This is a genomic window from Herbaspirillum sp. WGmk3 (genome assembly GCF_023952535.1).
GTDB classification, from domain to species: domain Bacteria; phylum Pseudomonadota; class Gammaproteobacteria; order Burkholderiales; family Burkholderiaceae_D; genus Herbaspirillum; species Herbaspirillum huttiense.
On record NZ_JAKYWT010000002.1, the window covers coordinates 882477 to 897380 of the forward strand.

Here is a 14904-nt window from a genome sequence, read left to right on the forward strand (position 1 = left end):
TTGAGCGCGCATCCTCAAAAATATAATCAGAGTGATCATGGCTACTCCCTCCGCACTTGATACGCTGATTGAATTGGCGACCAAAGAAACCGACGAAGCGACCAAACGCCTCGGCCGGGCTATTCGCGTGAGTGAAGAAGCACAACAGAAGCTGGGTATCCTGCAGCAATACCGCGACGATTACGCCGCGCGCTTCCAGGAAACCCTGACCAATGGCCTGACCGCGCTGGCGTATCGCAACTTCCAGCTGTTCCTGGAAAAGATCGACAATGCCATCGATGGCCAGGTCAACGTGGTGCAAAGCAGCCAGCAGCGCGTGGCCGAAGCCCGTACCGCATGGCAGGCCTGCGAGCGCAAGCGCATGTCCTACGACACACTGGCCACGCGGGCGCGCGACCAGGAAATGCGCAAGGAAAACAAGCGCGACCAGAAGTCCATGGACGAGCATGCCGCCCGCATCAGCTTCTACAAGCGCTGACCGCTGAAGCAGCCAGCCAGGCAAGACAGAACCGAACGCGCGCAAGTACAGAATCGCAACCAGCATCCAGAGCAGCAGACCGCATTTACCGACAGGCCACCATCATGAACACTTCCCTGCCGCTGTTGAACGTGATCACCGGCTCCCAGGCCGCCACGGGTTCGCGCTCGGGCAATCCTGCCGACAGCTTCTCGGCCGATGTGCCTTTCAACCAGGTCCTCAACAGCCAGGTCAGCACGCGCGTACAGGACAACCAGGCGCAGGCGCGCCAGGCCCAGCAGAATGCCGACACCCAGGCGGCCAATGCCCAGGCTGCCGCCAAGCAGGCCGCTGCCAATCAGCAATCCCAGACTGCCGCCAACAATGCCAGCAAGAGCGCCGCCAACGATGGCAGCGACCAGAGCAGTCAGGTCAGCGACAAGGATGAAGACGAGGACAGCAGCGACACCGCCACCCAGGCCTCGGCTGAATTGCTGGCTCTGGTCGCCAACATCGCCCAGAACGCCGTCAAGCCGGCCGCCGATGGCAAGGCCAAGGGTGACGGCAGCGCAGCCGACCTGCTGGCCCAGGCCAAGCGCGGCAGCGGCAAGCTGTCCCTGAGCGACCAGCAGCAAGCCCTGGCGGACGACAAGCAAGGCAAGGTCGACCCGGCCGCCCTGCAGGATGCCCTGGCTGCCGCCAAGGGCAAACAGGATGCCGCCGCCAGCGAACTGGCCCGCAAGAGCAATGCCGAGGCCAACCCGGCCCCGCAGGCGAGCAATGCCAAGGACGCCAAGCCCGCCATCGACCTGGGCGCTGCCGCCAAGGCCGAACCCAAGGACGATGCCAGCGCCCTCACCGCCCGCGCCCAACTGAACAAGGCCACGCCCGAGCTCGGCGCTCCGGCCGCCAGGCAGGATGCCGCCTCGGCCGCGCCGACCCCAGTGGTGCTGCCAGCCATGCAGCAAGCCGCTGTCGCCAGCCAGCCGCAGGCCGTGTTCACCCCGGCCTACAGCGACAAGATCCAGTCCAACGTCGGCAGTGCCGGCTGGAATCAGGCCCTGGGCACCAAGATCACCTGGATGGCCACGGCGGGCATGCAAAGCGCCTCGCTAAGCCTGAATCCGCCCGACCTCGGCCCGATGCAGGTGGTGCTGAACGTGCACAACCAGCAAGCCGACGCTACCTTCATCACCGCCCAGCCCGAAGTGAAGCAGGCGCTGGAAGCGGCCATGCCCAAGCTGCGTGAAATGATGGACCAGGCCGGCATCCAGCTCGGCCAGGCCAATGTCCAGACCGGCATGCCCAATCAGCAGCAAGGTGCCGGCAACGGTCAGCAGCAGGCGCGCAGTGGTTCTTCCGGCAGCTTCGGCAAGGAGCAGGAGGCCGATGTGGCCGTCAACGGCACGGCCACCGCGACGGCGACCACCAGCGGACTCGGCCTGGTCGACACCTTCGCATAAGCGGCCGGCCCCGGGAAAACTTAAAAAACAAGCAATTTTCGTCTGCGCAAGACTCAACAATGTGATTTGCCTGCCGATAAGCAGATAACGTCGCATACCGCGCTGACGAACTGAAAGGAACAGTAGATGGCAACAAAAGGAAAAGCCCCGGCCAAGGGAGCTGAAGCAGATGCAGCACCGGCAAAATCCAGCAAGAAGATGCTGTTCATCATCGTGGGCGCAGTGCTGGTGCTGGTCATCGGCGGTGCTGCAGCGTTCTTCATGATGGGTGGCAAGGGCAAGAAGGGTGATGATCACGCTGAAGAGAAGGTTGAAGCCAAGGCACCGACCTTTGTGGTGATCGAACCCTTCGTGGTGAACCTGCAGCAGGAAACCGGCGACCAGTACCTGCAAGTGGCAATGACCCTGCAAGTGCCGGACGGCCAGACCGCTGAAGCCCTCAAACTGTACATGCCGCAAGTACGCAGCCGCCTGCTGATGGTGCTGTCCAGCAAGAAGGCCTCGGAGCTGCTCACCAGCGAAGGCAAGCGCCGCCTGACCGACGAGATCATCGACCAACTGGGCGAACCGTTCTCGGGCAAGGGCAAGGGACCGCAGATCACCGACGTGTTCTACACCTCGTTCGTGATCCAACAGCAGTAACACCGTATCGAAGTCAGAGATCGTCGACCATGGCCGAGCATTTTCTATCACAGGAAGAAGTCGATGCCCTTTTGAAGGGCGTGACGGGAGATGAAGACGAAGAAAAAATCGTCGAAGAAGCTCCTGGTACGGTACGTACCTACAACCTGGCCACGCAGGAACGCATCGTGCGCGGGCGCATGCCCACGCTGGAAATCATCAACGAGCGTTTCGCGCGTCTGTTCCGCATCGGCTTGTTCAACTTCATTCACCGTACCGCCGAAATCTCGGTCGGTCCGGTGAAGGTGTCCAAGTACAGTGAATTCATCCGCAACCTGGTGGTGCCAACCAACCTGAACCTGGTGCACATCAAGCCCTTCCGTGGCATCGGGCTGGTGGTGTTCGACCCGCAGTTCGTGTTCATGCTGGTGGACAACATGTTCGGCGGCGATGGCCGCTTCCACACCCGCATCGAAGGCCGCGAATTCACGCCCACCGAGCAGCGCATCATCATGCGCGTGCTGGAGATCACCTTCGAGACCTACGCCAAGTCGTGGGAACCGATCTATCCGATCGAATTCGAGTTCATTCGCTCGGAAATGAATACGCAGTTCGCCAACATCGCCACGCCCAACGAAGTGGTGGTTTCGACCACCTTCACCGTCGAGCTGGGACCGGTGTCGGGCGAGATTCACATCTGCACGCCCTATTCGATGATCGAACCGGTGCGTGACCGCCTCACCAGCAGCATGCAGGGCGAGGCGCTGGAAGTGGACAAGCGCTGGATCCGCCTGATGAAGCAGCAGATCCAGACGGCCGAGGTCGAACTGATCGTCAATTTCGGCACCGCCCGAGTCAATTTCACCGATCTGCTGCACATGCAGGTCGGCGACGTCATTCCGCTGCAGACCAATACGACCGTCGAGGCACAGGTTGACGGCGTACCGGTGATGGAATGCAGCTACGGCCAGTCCAATGGCCAATACGCCTTGCGCGTTGAAAAACTGCTGTCCATCACCCATCAAGAAACACCGGAAAGCTTTCAAGGAGATTAGTAATGGCTGATGAGAACGTAGCAGGCGCAGGCGCAGCGGAAGACGATCCGTGGGGCGCGGCCATGGCCGAGCAAACCGAGGCTGAAGAGGCGCAGAAAAAAGGCGAGATGGAAGACGAGAAAGGCATCACCGCAGCCCCTGCGATGGCCACCGTCTTCAAGGACCTGAGCGCCGCCGATATCAAGACCAACACTCCCAACGATATCGACTTCATCCTCGACATCCCGGTGCAGCTGACCGTGGAACTGGGCCGCACCAAGATCGCCATCAAGAACCTGCTGCAGCTGGCACAGGGCTCGGTGGTGGAACTGGACGGCATGGCCGGTGAACCGATGGACGTGCTGGTCAACGGCTGCCTGATCGCACAAGGCGAAGTGGTGGTGGTCAATGACAAGTTCGGTATCCGCCTGACCGACATCATCACGCCGGCAGAACGCATCCGCAAGCTCAACCGCTGAGCGGGATGGCTTGAGTTTGATGACACGTTTTTACGCAGCATCGATGTGGCAGGGCCTGCGCCGGATCCGTCCGGCGCCGATGTCGGCCCTGGTCTTCCTGGGGGCCAGCCTGGTGGCTGCCGCCCACGCCTGGGCCGACAATACCCCCGCCGCAGCTCCGGCTGCAGCCGCGCCAGTGGCCGCCGGCGCTTCCCTTCCCTCTTCCTCCGGCAGTGTGTTCACCATGCTCTTCGGACTGGTGGCGGTGCTGGCCGTCATGGCCGCCGTCGCCTGGCTGTTCAAGCGCATGGGCCTGGCCAACAGCCTGGGCGGCAATGCCGTGGCCAAGGTGGTCGGGGGCGTGTCGGTCGGCACGCGCGAACGGGTGATGGTGGTCGAAGTGGGCGACCAGTGGATCGTGGTCGGCGTCGCTCCCGGCCGGGTCAATGCCCTGGCCACCCTGCCGCGCCAGGAAGGCGTCGCCGCCCAACCCGCCAGCGCCGGACCGGCCTTCGCCAGCTGGCTCAAGCACACCATGGACAAACGAAATGGCGGTGCCGGCAACGGCGACCGTCCGGGTAATGATGGCAGCACATCCTAAGCCGCAAGGCCTTCTCTCTTTCCTGCTCCGCCGGAGTGGCGCGCTGCTGCGCAGCCGCTACTGGTGGATGGCGCTGCTGTGCCTGCCGCTGGCCGCTTCGGCCCAGCAAGGCCTGCCCGCGCTCAACAGCATGCCCGCCCCGGGCGGCGGTACGAATTATTCGCTGCCGATCCAGACCATGCTGTTCCTCACCTCGCTGTCGTTCATACCGGCGGCGTTGCTGATGATGACCTGTTTCACCCGCATCGTGATCGTGCTGTCGCTGCTGCGCCAGGCGCTGGGCACGCAGTCCACGCCGCCCACTCAGGTGCTGGTCGGCCTGTCGCTGTTTTTGACCTTCTTCGTCATGAGTCCGGTGTTCGACCGCATCTATACCGAGGCCTATCAGCCCTTCGCGGAAAACAAGATCCAGATGATGGAAGCCCTGGACAAGGGAGCCGCGCCGCTCAAGGAATTCATGCTCAAGCAGACCCGCCAGTCCGACCTGGCGCTGTATGTGAAGCTGTCGCGCGGTCCGGCCCTGCAAGGTCCGGAGGATGTGCCGCTGCGCCTGCTGGTCCCGGCCTTCGTCACCAGTGAACTGAAGACTTCTTTCCAGATCGGCTTCGCCATCTTCATCCCCTTCCTGATCATCGACATGGTGGTGGCCAGTATCCTGATGTCGATGGGCATGATGATGATGTCTCCGGCCATCGTCTCGCTGCCCTTCAAGCTGATGCTGTTCGTGCTGGTGGACGGCTGGCAGCTGCTGATCGGCTCCCTGGCCCAGAGTTTCTACTAGCCCAAGGCAAGGATACGTATGACACCCGAAAGCGTCATGACCATGGGCCGCCAGGCCATGGAAGTCACTCTCCTGATCGCCGCCCCGATGCTGATCACGGCCCTGCTCATCGGGCTGCTGGTGAGCATCTTCCAGGCCGCGACCCAGATCAACGAACAGACCCTGGCCTTCATTCCCAAACTGGTGGGCGTGTTCCTGGCACTGATCATCGCCGGCCCGTGGATGCTGACCATCATCCTCGACTACATGCACACCATGTTCAGCGGGATTCCCGCCATGGTCCAGTAGGCCGGTCCGCCGGGCAGGCCCGGCGGCTCCTGATCCATGCTCACCTTCACCAGCCAGCAACTCTACGCCTGGGTCGCCATGTTCATTTGGCCGACTACGCGCATCCTCGGGCTGCTGTCCATCGCCCCGCCCTTCGGCAGCGCCAGCGTGCCCATGCTGGTCAAGATCCTGCTGGGCATCGCCATCGGCGCGGTGCTGGCGCCGGATGTGCCGATTCCCCCGGCCATCGATCCGATGTCGATGACCGGACTGCTGATCCTGCTGCAGCAATTGCTGATCGGCCTGTCCATGGGCTTTGCCATGCGCGTGGTATTTGCCGCAGTGGAAGCGGCGGGCGAACTGACCAGCTCGACCATGGGCCTGTCCTTCGCGGCCTTCTTCGATCCCCAGACACAGGGCCGTACGGCCGTCATCAGCCAGGTGTTCTCGCTGCTGGCCACCATGGTGTTCATCAACCTGAACGGCCACCTGCTGCTGTTGCAGGTGATGGCAGAGAGCTTCCACACCCTGCCCATCACAGGCGTGCCGATCACCACCGAGGGCTTCCATCAGCTAGGCCTGTGGGGGGCCAAGGTCTTCAGCATGGGACTGCAATTGTCGCTGCCGCTGCTGATCGCACTGCTCATCACCAACTTCGCCCTGGGCATCCTCACCCGCGCCGCGCCGCAGCTCAATCTCTTCGGGATCGGGTTTTCGATTACCATGCTGGCGGGATTCATCCTGATCGCCTTCGCCCTGCCCTATATGCTCACCCCGCTGCAGCGCTTCCTGTCCGATGGCGTCGAGATGGTCCGCCTGCTGGGCAGCGTGCCGCCGGTCAATGCGCTGCCCAAACCGTAAGCGGCAAGCTTTGCTTGCACAACATTTACGTCTGCTGACACACGCACGGCAGCGACGGCCTCACAATGACGCCTTTGCCTGCAGCACCGCTGTGCGTCCGGCCGACCCTGTGGCCGCCCCTCATTTTCTCGCATGAATATCGCCTACTTCCGCCGCCCCAAGATCCTGCTCCTGAGTCTCGCCGTCCTGCTGGCCGGGGGCTACCTCGTGCATCGCGCACTCACGCCACCAGCGCCGCCCAGCTACCTGACCGCCACCGCGTCCGTAGCCGATATCCAGGACGTGGTCCTGGCCAGCGGCACCGTCAAGGCCTACAAGCAGGTCAGCGTGGGCGCGCAGGTGTCGGGCCAGATCAAATCGCTCAAGGTGGCGCTGGGCGAGCGCGTCAAGAAGGGCCAACTGGTGGCCGAGATCGATTCCCTGACCCAGGCCAATGCCCTGGCCAGCGCCGAATATTCGCTGCAGAACCTGCAGGCCCAGCTGCGTGCCAAGGAAGCCACGCTGAAACAGGCGCAACTGGCCTATGCGCGCCAGCAGATGATGCTGGCCGGCGACGCCAGCTCGCGCGAGAACTTCGAGACGGCCGAAGCCACCCTCAACTCCACCCGTGCCGACATCGCCGCCCTGCAGGCGCAGATCAAGGACGGTGCCATCAAGGTTGACACCGCCCGCCTGAACCTGGGCTACACCCGCATCACCGCTCCCATCGATGGCGAAGTGGTCGCCATCGTGGCCCAGGAAGGCCAGACCGTGAACGCCAACCAGTCCACCCCGACCATCATCAAGGTGGCACGCATGGATACGGTCACCATCAAGGCGCAGATCTCGGAAGCCGACGTGGTACGCGTCAAGCCCGGCCTGCCGGTGTACTTCACCATCCTCGGCGATCCCGAGCATCGCTACCGCACCACCCTGCGCGCCATCGAACCGGCACCTGACTCGATCCTGCAGGACGACACCACCACCAGCACCACCAGCACTACCACCAGCAGTTCCAGCTCGACGGCGATCTACTACAACGGCCTGCTGGACCTGCCCAATCCCGATGGCAAGCTGCGCATCTCGATGACCACCCAGGTCAACATCGTGCTCTCCGAGGCCAAGGACGCGCTGGTGGTGCCCTCCACGGCGCTGGGTGCAAAGGATGCCCAGGGCCGCTACACCGTGCGCGTACTGGATGCGCAAGGCCTGGCCCAGGAGCGCCAGGTGCGCACCGGCATCAATACCAATGCGCAGGTGCAGATCATCGAAGGACTGAAGGCCGGCGAGCGCGTCGTCACCGGCACCGCCGTACCGGGCACGGCGGACAGCAGCAGCGAACATCGCGGTCCGCCGCCGCGCATGTAAGGTGGCCATGACGACGCCATTGCTGCAACTGCGCGCACTGCGCCGCGATTTCCCGGCCGGGGATGACACCATCACCGTGCTCAAGGACGTCAACCTCGACATCGCCGCCGGCGAAATGGTCGCCATCGTCGGGGCCTCCGGTTCGGGCAAGTCGACCCTGATGAACATCCTCGGCTGCCTCGACAAGCCCAGCGCCGGCAGCTACCTGGTCGCCGGCCGCGAGACCGGCCAGCTGGCGCCGGACGAACTGGCACAGCTGCGGCGCGAGCATTTCGGTTTCATCTTCCAGCGCTATCACCTGCTGTCGGACCTGGATGCCACCGCCAACGTGGAAGTGCCCGCCGTCTATGCCGGCCAGGAACCGGCGCAGCGCCGCCAGCGCGCCGCCCAGTTGCTGGCGCGCCTCGGTCTGGCCGACCGTGGCCACCACAAGCCCGGCCAGCTCTCGGGCGGGCAGCAGCAGCGTGTCTCGATTGCGCGCGCGCTGATGAACGGCGGCGACGTGATCCTGGCGGACGAACCCACCGGCGCGCTGGACAGCCACAGCGGCCACGAGGTGATGAACATCCTCAAGGAATTGCACGCCGAAGGCCACACCATCATCATCGTCACCCACGACATGCAGGTGGCCAGCAATGCCCAGCGCATCATCGAGATCAAGGATGGCCTGATCATCGCGGATCGCCGCAACAACGCGCCCGAGGCGGCAGCGGTGAGCGGCATCATCAAGCAGGAGCGCCAGCAACACCGGCAAGCCAGCGCCTGGCGCGCCGCGCTGGACCGCTTCAAGGAAGCGCTGCGCATGTCGCTGCTGGCGATGAACGCACATCGCCTGCGCAGCTTCCTGACCATGCTGGGGATCATCATCGGCATTGCCTCGGTGGTCTCGGTGGTCGCCCTGGGCAGTGGCTCGCGCGAACAGATCCTGTCCGACATCAGCTCCATGGGCACCAATACCATCGACATCTTCCCCGGCACTGATTTCGGCGACATGAAGTCCGCCGCCATCCGCACCCTCACGCCAGCCGATGCCGCCGCCCTGGCTGAACAGAATTACGTGGACAGCGTCACGCCCAGCGTGTCCACAGCCTCCTCGGCGCGCTACGGCAACATCTCGGTCACGGCCACCATCAATGGCGTAGGTGAACAGTATTTCCGCGTGCGCGGACTGAAGATGGCCCAGGGCATGAGCTTCGACAACGACAGCATCCGCCGCCAGGCGCAGGAAGTGGTGATCGATGCCAATACCTACAAGAAGCTCTTTCCCAACGGCGGCAATGCGCTGGGTGAAGTGATCTTCCTCGGCAGCGTGCCGTGCCGGGTGATCGGCGTGACGCAGAAGCGCGAGAACGGTTTCGGCAACAACAGCTCGCTCAATGTCTGGGTGCCCTATACCACCGCCATGACGCGCGTGATCGGCCAGCGCTACCTGAGCGGCATCACGGTGCGGGTCAGCGACAAGGTCCCCGGCGCGGCAGCGGAGCAAGGCATCACCCAGCTGATGACGCTGCGCCATCGTACCAAGGACTTCTACATCTTCAACACCGACAGCATCCGCCAGACCATCGAAAAGGCCACGGCCACGCTGACCCTGCTGGTGTCGATGATTGCGCTGATCTCGCTGGTGGTCGGGGGCATCGGCGTGATGAACATCATGCTGGTCTCGGTCACCGAGCGCACCCGCGAGATCGGGGTGCGCATGGCGGTAGGTGCGCGCCAGGGCGACATCATGCAGCAGTTCCTGATCGAAGCGGTACTGGTCTGCCTGGCCGGCGGCTTGCTGGGCGTGCTGCTGGCGCTGTCCTTCGGGGCGGTGTTTGCGCACTTCGTCAGCAGCTTCCACCTGATCTATTCCACTGCCTCCATCGTCAGTGCCTTCGCCTGCTCTACCCTGATCGGCGTGGTGTTCGGCTTTCTGCCGGCGCGCAATGCTGCGCGCCTCGATCCGGTGGATGCCCTCGCCCGCGAATGAAATTGCCCGTCATGTCCAAGTTCCTGTCCTTCCCTCCTCCTTCCCGCTTCGCGCTGTTGCTGGCGCTGGCCCTGCTGGGCGGCTGCAGTTCGCTGGTGCGCACGCCCTACACCGCACCAGTGACCCAGACCCCGCCCGCCTGGCAACAGCGCGACCCGGCCGCTGCCGTCAACGCCAGCCGCTGGTGGCAAGGCTTCGGCGATGAGACCCTCAGCGCCCTGATCGATGAGGCCCTGCGCAAGAACAACAACCTGGCGCTGGCGACCATCAAGGTCAGGCGCGCCCAGTTGCAGGCCGGGATCGCCAATGATGCCTTCGTCCCGGCGCTCAGCGGACAAGTGGGCAGCACCGCCAGCAAGGCGCTCGATGGCAATCGCCAGACTGCCCGCAGCAGCCAGAATTCGCTGAGCCTTTCCTACGAGGTCGACCTGTGGGGCCGCCTGGGTGCCAATTACGACGTCGCCCGCTGGGAAGCCTTGGCCACCGAGCAGGACCGCGCGGCCACGGCGCTCTCGCTGGTCGGCACCACCGCCAACTTGTACTGGACCGGTGCCTACCTGAACCAGCGGCTGCGCACTGCCGAGCAGAGCATCGCCTATGCGCAGAAGACCCTGGACCTGATCAATACCCAGTACCGCGCAGGGGCGGTGTCGTCTGTGGATGTGCTGACCGCACAGCAGAACCTGCTGAGCCAGCAAGCCAGCTATACCGAACTGGTGCAGCAACAGGTGGAAAATGACAATGCCCTGGCCATCCTGTTCGACAGCCCGCCCGGCCAGCGCCGCAGCCTGCCTCCGGCGCTGCCGGAGCAGCCGCTGCCGGTGCTGGAGGCGGGCCTGCCGGCCGAGCTGCTGGCGCGGCGTCCGGATCTGCAGGCGGCTGAATTGCGCTTGCGCGAGTCGCTGGCCAACGTCGACCTGACGCGCGCCAGTTTCTATCCGAAGCTGAGCCTGACCGGATCGCTGGGGACCAGCAGCGACGCCTTGCTGCGCCTGGTGCAGAATCCGGTAGCCTCGCTGGCGGCGCAGTTGAGCCTGCCGTTTTTGCAGCAGACCCAGATGAAGCTGCAGATCAAGGTCTCGCAGGCCGACTATGAGAGCGCCGTCACCCAGTTCCGCCAGACTCTGTACGCCGCCTTCAGCGACGTCGAGAACGCCCTTTCGGCGCGCACGCAATACGCCCGGCAGCAGGCGCTGCTGGCGCGCAACGTCGAGGTGGCACGGGCAGCCGAACAGCTCTACGAACTGCGTTACCGGGCTGGCTCGGTGACCTTGCAATCCTGGCTGGATCAGCAGGACAAACGCCGCAGCGCCGAGAACACGCTGGCGCAGGTCCGCCTGAACCAGCTGAAAAACCAGATGACGCTGTACCAGGCCCTGGGCGGCGATGCCCGTGCGACTCCGCCGCAATGAGCGGTGGCGGTTTGTGTCCGCAGCAAATAAAAAGGCGAACCCGCGGGTTCGCCTTTTTTGCATTTTCCTTCACGGCGATCGGCCTGGAACGCCGTCGCTGTGAAAGTAAATTCATTATTTCAGGTAATTCAGCAAAGTCAGGCCACTGGTGGTGACGAACACCTTCTGCGCCGCCGACAGATAGGTCTGCTTGAGCGTCAGGTCGCTGATCAGCTCGCTGGTATCGGACAGGTTGCGGCCCAGCAGGTTGTTGATGGTCTGCGTGTAGTTTTCCTTGTTGACTTCACCGGCGGCGTCGAGGTTGTCCAGCTCGTTCTGGCGCGCGCCGATGGATGCCTTGACGGTGGACACGCTGCTGGAGATCGAGTCGATCTGGGTGTTGAACTGCGCCAGGTTGCGTGCCAGTGCCGCCTGGCTGCCGACCACCGGGGTACGTGCCGCATTGGCCGCATCCGACTGCAGCTTGAGTGCGGCGGTCGAGGTGAACTGCGCCTGGTAGCCCGGATCGTCCGGCTTCATGGCATCCAGGGTAGCCTGGGCCGCCTTGTAGGCGGCGATCGGGGTCTGGCCGCTGCCAGCGGGATAGACGTAGTTGTTGGCGGCCGTGTCATCGGCCTTGTTGGCGGCTTCGGTCACCGGCACCGACAAGACGTTGATCAGGTTGGTCATGGTCTTGAAGATGTCCTGGCCATTGCCCTGGAACACCGTCTGGCCCGAGGCGCTGACATCCATCTGGCGGGTCGAGTCCACCTGCAGCGTCATGGCCCCCTGGTCGCCGTTGTAGACCACGCCGCCGGTACCATCCAGCGTGAAGGGTTGCGTCGTGCTCTTGAAGCCGGAGAAGATGTAGTTGCCCTGCCCGTCCTGGGCATTGGCATAGCCCAGCACTTCGTTGAGGTTGCCCTTGATCTCGGACGCCATGTTGATACGCTCGGCGTTCGAGTAGGAGGCATTGCCGGCCGTGATGACGTTGGATTTCAGCTTGGTCAGCATGTTGGTCAGGCTGTCCAGGGTTCCCTGCACGGTCGACAGCGCGCTGTTGGCGTTCTGGCGATTGGTCTTGTACTGGTCGTTGAGGGCCGAGGTCTGGGTCATGTCCAGCGCGCGGGCGGCAGCCACCGGATCATCCGAGGGCAACAACACCTTCTGCTGCGCCGTCACCTGCTGCGTCAGCTTCAGGATCTGGCTCTGCATGCTGGTCAGGTCATTGTTGCTCGACTGATAGAGCATCTGGGTGCTAATACGCATGGTCGTCTTCCTTTAACTGATTAACCGCCCAGGGTGAGCAGGACATTGATCATGTCGCTGGCGGCCTGGATGATCTTGGCCGCGGCCTGGTACTGCTGCTGGTTCTTGATCATCTGCGCCAATTCCTCGTCCTGATTGACCCCGGACTCGGACTGCTGCTGGGCCTGGATCGCCGTCAGGCGCGTCTTCTCGGCCGTGTTGGTGACGTTGATCTCGTTGGTCTTGTTGCCGATGGTGGCCACCAGCTGCGAGTAGGAACCCTGGAAGGTGGTGCCATTGATGGTGTTGGCCGTCTGCAGGTTGGCCATGGCCAGCGCGTTGCGGTTGTCCGACGCGGCGCTGGTGTTGGCGGCAATGGTGAACTGGTCGCCATTGGACGGCTGGCCCGAAATCTTGAACTTGACGCCGCTGATCTCGTAGGTGTCGCCAGCGGTATAGGCCAGGCTGGTGGCACCGCCTGCGATGGCGGTGGTGGTGCCATCCTGGTGGGTGATGGTGCCGCCACCAGCAGGCACGGCCGGCGAAATGGTGAACGCCGGCGGCGTGGCCGCGGTGTTGTAGGTCAGCGTGGTCGGCTTGGTCAGCGGCGTGGTGGTGGTCAGGTACGCCGCCGTGACCGAACCGGTGTTGATCGTCGCCGTGCCCTTGTTGGCCGCCACCGGCGCGAAGTTGAACTGGTCGCCGGCCGACGGTGTGCCGGTCAGGGAGTAAGTCACGCCACCGCTGCTGATGGTCATGCCCGGCGTGTAGTTGAACGCCGTGCCGGCTGCCACCGAACCGGTGGTGCCGTCCGGATTGGTATACGTCACCGCAGGTGCCGGCGTTGCTCCGGTCCAGGCCGCCGTCAGTTGCACCTGGGTGCCGCTCAGGGAAGCCGTGAAGGCGACCGAGGAGCCCTGCTTGAAGGTAGTCGGATCCAGCGAGGTGTTGGAGATGATCGCATTGCCCGTATTGGTGCCCGGCGTGCTGGCATTGACGTTGTTGGTGGCGTTGATCGAGGTGGTGATCGGCGCGGCCGTGGCCAGCAACTGGGTATTGTTGAGCGCCAGCGAGAAGGCAGCTGCGCCGTTGGCGGTCGGCTGGATCTTGTAGGTGTTGCCGCTGGCCATGGTCGGCGCACCACCCGGGGTCGCACCGTTGGAGTAGGTCACGCCATCGAGCGTGACCGGGAAATCACCCGCGACCTTGACGGTCTTGGTGTTGTCCGACAGCCGGGTGAAGGTGTAGTTGGTGCCGTCATAGCTCAGCGTGTAGTCGCTGGTGCTCAGTGCCGAGGGATCGCTGATGGTCGCCGTCAGGTTGGTGGTCCCGGTATTGCCGGGGAAACCGATCAGGTTGGGCGAACTGACGTTGAACATGGCCGTGCCGGCATTGCCGTTCTGGTCCAGGCCCAGCTTCTGTTGCTGGTTGAAGGCCGTGCCCATGGCGATGGCGATGCGCCCCAAAGCGTTCTGGGTCGGATCCAGCGTTTCCGTGCGGTACTTGAGCAGACCGCCCAGGCTGCCGCCGTCATAGAAGAAGCTGTCGGGAATCGTGACCGTGCCGCCGCCCGCAGTGACCTGGCCGATCTGCAGACGCGAGACGTCGGTAGGCGAATTGGTCACCACCATCTGGGTGACCTGGTCGCCCGTCACCAGCGCCTGGCCGGTGCCGATGAACACGCTCACCGCGCCAGTATCCTGCGGCACAGTGGTGATCTTGACGTACTTGTTCAGCTCGGACACCAGCTGGTCGCGCTGGTCCAGCAGATCGTTGGGCGGCTGGCCGCCACCGGTACCGTTGGCATTGACGATGGCCTGGTTCAGCTTGGCGATCTGCTGGGCATAGGAATTGATGCTGGTCACCGTGGAGGTGATCTGGCTGTTGACGCTGGCGCTGCTCTGGGCCAGCTGGTCATTGATGCTGGAGACGCGCGCCACTAGCGTCGACGCCTGCGACAGCACCGACTGGCGCGAAGCCTGGGTATTCGGGTTGGAGGCCAGGTTCTGGACTGCCGCAAAGAAATCCTGCAGCGCGGGCGACAGGCCGGCCTTGGTGTCGGCCACCATGTTGTTGATCTGCGAGATCTGGGAGTAGTACGAATCCAGCGAACTGGCCGAACTCTGCGAGGCCAGCGCCTGCTTGGTCAGGAAGTCGTTGTAGATGCGCTTGATCTCGGTGACCTGGGTGCCCTGGCCGACGAAACCGTAACCGTAGTTGATGCCGCCGGCCGAGCTTTGCACGACTTCCTGGCGGTTGTAGCCGGGAGTGGTGGCGTTGGAGATGTTGTGGCTGGTGGTGGCCTGCGCCGCCATGGCCGCCTGCAACGCGCTTTGCCCGATACTGAAGATGTTAGTTGCCATGCTAGGTTGTCGTCCCTGAAAGCTTTTAGCGGAATAACCA

14 protein-coding genes are annotated in these 14904 nt (G+C 63.5%); 12 read left to right on the forward strand and 2 right to left on the reverse strand.

The features are described 5' to 3' along the window. The first annotated feature begins 37 nt into the window (after positions 1-37). From fliJ to MKD49_RS09890, 12 genes are all read left to right on the forward strand, one after another. Positions 38-478 carry a flagellar export protein FliJ gene (gene fliJ / locus MKD49_RS09835; RefSeq protein WP_034338552.1) on the forward strand — a complete coding sequence of 147 codons (441 nt, stop codon included), beginning with the start codon at positions 38-40 and terminating at the stop codon, positions 476-478. Positions 479-582: 104 nt separating this feature from the next. After that, positions 583-1920 (forward strand): flagellar hook-length control protein FliK, encoded by a 1338-nt coding sequence (locus tag MKD49_RS09840; RefSeq protein WP_252696175.1) that lies wholly within the window; start codon positions 583-585, stop codon positions 1918-1920. Between the two features lie 126 nt (positions 1921-2046). Beyond that, entirely contained in the window at positions 2047-2562 is a 516-nt protein-coding gene (gene fliL / locus MKD49_RS09845) for a flagellar basal body-associated protein FliL (RefSeq protein ID WP_121039749.1), read from the forward strand. Positions 2563-2591: 29 nt separating this feature from the next. Continuing rightward, on the forward strand, positions 2592-3596 hold the full coding sequence (fliM, locus tag MKD49_RS09850) for a flagellar motor switch protein FliM (protein WP_017450944.1): 1005 nt from the start codon (positions 2592-2594) through the stop codon (positions 3594-3596). A 2-nt stretch (positions 3597-3598) separates the two neighbouring features. Continuing rightward, entirely contained in the window at positions 3599-4054 is a 456-nt protein-coding gene (gene fliN / locus MKD49_RS09855) for a flagellar motor switch protein FliN (RefSeq protein WP_121039746.1), read from the forward strand. 19 nt (positions 4055-4073) lie between these two features. Further along, positions 4074-4634, forward strand: coding sequence for a flagellar biosynthetic protein FliO (gene fliO / locus MKD49_RS09860; protein ID WP_252696176.1), 561 nt, complete (start codon positions 4074-4076; stop codon positions 4632-4634). Then, positions 4618-5415 carry a flagellar type III secretion system pore protein FliP gene (gene fliP, locus MKD49_RS09865; protein WP_371925453.1) on the forward strand — a complete coding sequence of 266 codons (798 nt, stop codon included), beginning with the start codon at positions 4618-4620 and terminating at the stop codon, positions 5413-5415. The genes fliO and fliP overlap by 17 nt, the downstream gene beginning before the upstream one ends. Positions 5416-5433: 18 nt before the next feature. Continuing rightward, on the forward strand, positions 5434-5703 hold the full coding sequence (gene fliQ, locus MKD49_RS09870) for a flagellar biosynthesis protein FliQ (RefSeq protein ID WP_034331685.1): 270 nt from the start codon (positions 5434-5436) through the stop codon (positions 5701-5703). A gap of 36 nt (positions 5704-5739) precedes the next feature. After that, positions 5740-6543 (forward strand): flagellar biosynthetic protein FliR, encoded by an 804-nt coding sequence (fliR, locus tag MKD49_RS09875; protein ID WP_121039743.1) that lies wholly within the window; start codon positions 5740-5742, stop codon positions 6541-6543. Positions 6544-6675: 132 nt separating this feature from the next. After that, complete coding sequence (locus MKD49_RS09880) at positions 6676-7890, forward strand: efflux RND transporter periplasmic adaptor subunit (protein WP_134135253.1); 1215 nt, start codon at positions 6676-6678, stop codon at positions 7888-7890. Between the two features lie 7 nt (positions 7891-7897). Further along, on the forward strand, positions 7898-9862 hold the full coding sequence (locus MKD49_RS09885) for a MacB family efflux pump subunit (protein ID WP_252696177.1): 1965 nt from the start codon (positions 7898-7900) through the stop codon (positions 9860-9862). A gap of 11 nt (positions 9863-9873) precedes the next feature. Beyond that, positions 9874-11274: an efflux transporter outer membrane subunit gene (locus tag MKD49_RS09890; RefSeq protein ID WP_252696178.1), complete on the forward strand. Its 1401-nt coding sequence runs from the start codon at positions 9874-9876 to the stop codon at positions 11272-11274. A 114-nt stretch (positions 11275-11388) separates the two neighbouring features. Here the strand turns inward: MKD49_RS09890 and flgL are convergent, their stop codons facing one another. Together flgL and flgK are read right to left on the reverse strand one after the other, a co-directional pair. Then, positions 11389-12522 (reverse strand): flagellar hook-associated protein FlgL, encoded by a 1134-nt coding sequence (gene flgL / locus MKD49_RS09895; RefSeq protein WP_121039734.1) that lies wholly within the window; start codon positions 12520-12522, stop codon positions 11389-11391. 20 nt (positions 12523-12542) lie between these two features. Then, a complete protein-coding gene (gene flgK, locus MKD49_RS09900) occupies positions 12543-14864 on the reverse strand; it encodes a flagellar hook-associated protein FlgK (protein ID WP_252696179.1) in 2322 nt (773 codons plus the stop codon). Between the last annotated feature and the right edge of the window lie 40 nt (positions 14865-14904).

What these genes read in the sequence shown, in the direction of transcription:
- fliJ (WP_034338552.1), top strand. Translation starts at nt 38, where the DNA reads ATGGCTACTCCCTCCGCACTTGATACGCTGATTGAATTGGCGACCAAA.
- MKD49_RS09840 (WP_252696175.1), top strand. Translation starts at nt 583, where the DNA reads ATGAACACTTCCCTGCCGCTGTTGAACGTGATCACCGGCTCCCAGGCC.
- fliL (WP_121039749.1), top strand. Translation starts at nt 2,047, where the DNA reads ATGGCAACAAAAGGAAAAGCCCCGGCCAAGGGAGCTGAAGCAGATGCA.
- fliM (WP_017450944.1), top strand. Translation starts at nt 2,592, where the DNA reads ATGGCCGAGCATTTTCTATCACAGGAAGAAGTCGATGCCCTTTTGAAG.
- fliN (WP_121039746.1), top strand. Translation starts at nt 3,599, where the DNA reads ATGGCTGATGAGAACGTAGCAGGCGCAGGCGCAGCGGAAGACGATCCG.
- fliO (WP_252696176.1), top strand. Translation starts at nt 4,074, where the DNA reads ATGACACGTTTTTACGCAGCATCGATGTGGCAGGGCCTGCGCCGGATC.
- fliP (WP_371925453.1), top strand. Translation starts at nt 4,618, where the DNA reads ATGGCAGCACATCCTAAGCCGCAAGGCCTTCTCTCTTTCCTGCTCCGC.
- fliQ (WP_034331685.1), top strand. Translation starts at nt 5,434, where the DNA reads ATGACACCCGAAAGCGTCATGACCATGGGCCGCCAGGCCATGGAAGTC.
- fliR (WP_121039743.1), top strand. Translation starts at nt 5,740, where the DNA reads ATGCTCACCTTCACCAGCCAGCAACTCTACGCCTGGGTCGCCATGTTC.
- MKD49_RS09880 (WP_134135253.1), top strand. Translation starts at nt 6,676, where the DNA reads ATGAATATCGCCTACTTCCGCCGCCCCAAGATCCTGCTCCTGAGTCTC.
- MKD49_RS09885 (WP_252696177.1), top strand. Translation starts at nt 7,898, where the DNA reads ATGACGACGCCATTGCTGCAACTGCGCGCACTGCGCCGCGATTTCCCG.
- MKD49_RS09890 (WP_252696178.1), top strand. Translation starts at nt 9,874, where the DNA reads ATGTCCAAGTTCCTGTCCTTCCCTCCTCCTTCCCGCTTCGCGCTGTTG.
- flgL (WP_121039734.1), bottom strand. Translation starts at nt 12,522, where the DNA reads ATGCGTATTAGCACCCAGATGCTCTATCAGTCGAGCAACAATGACCTG.
- flgK (WP_252696179.1), bottom strand. Translation starts at nt 14,864, where the DNA reads ATGGCAACTAACATCTTCAGTATCGGGCAAAGCGCGTTGCAGGCGGCC.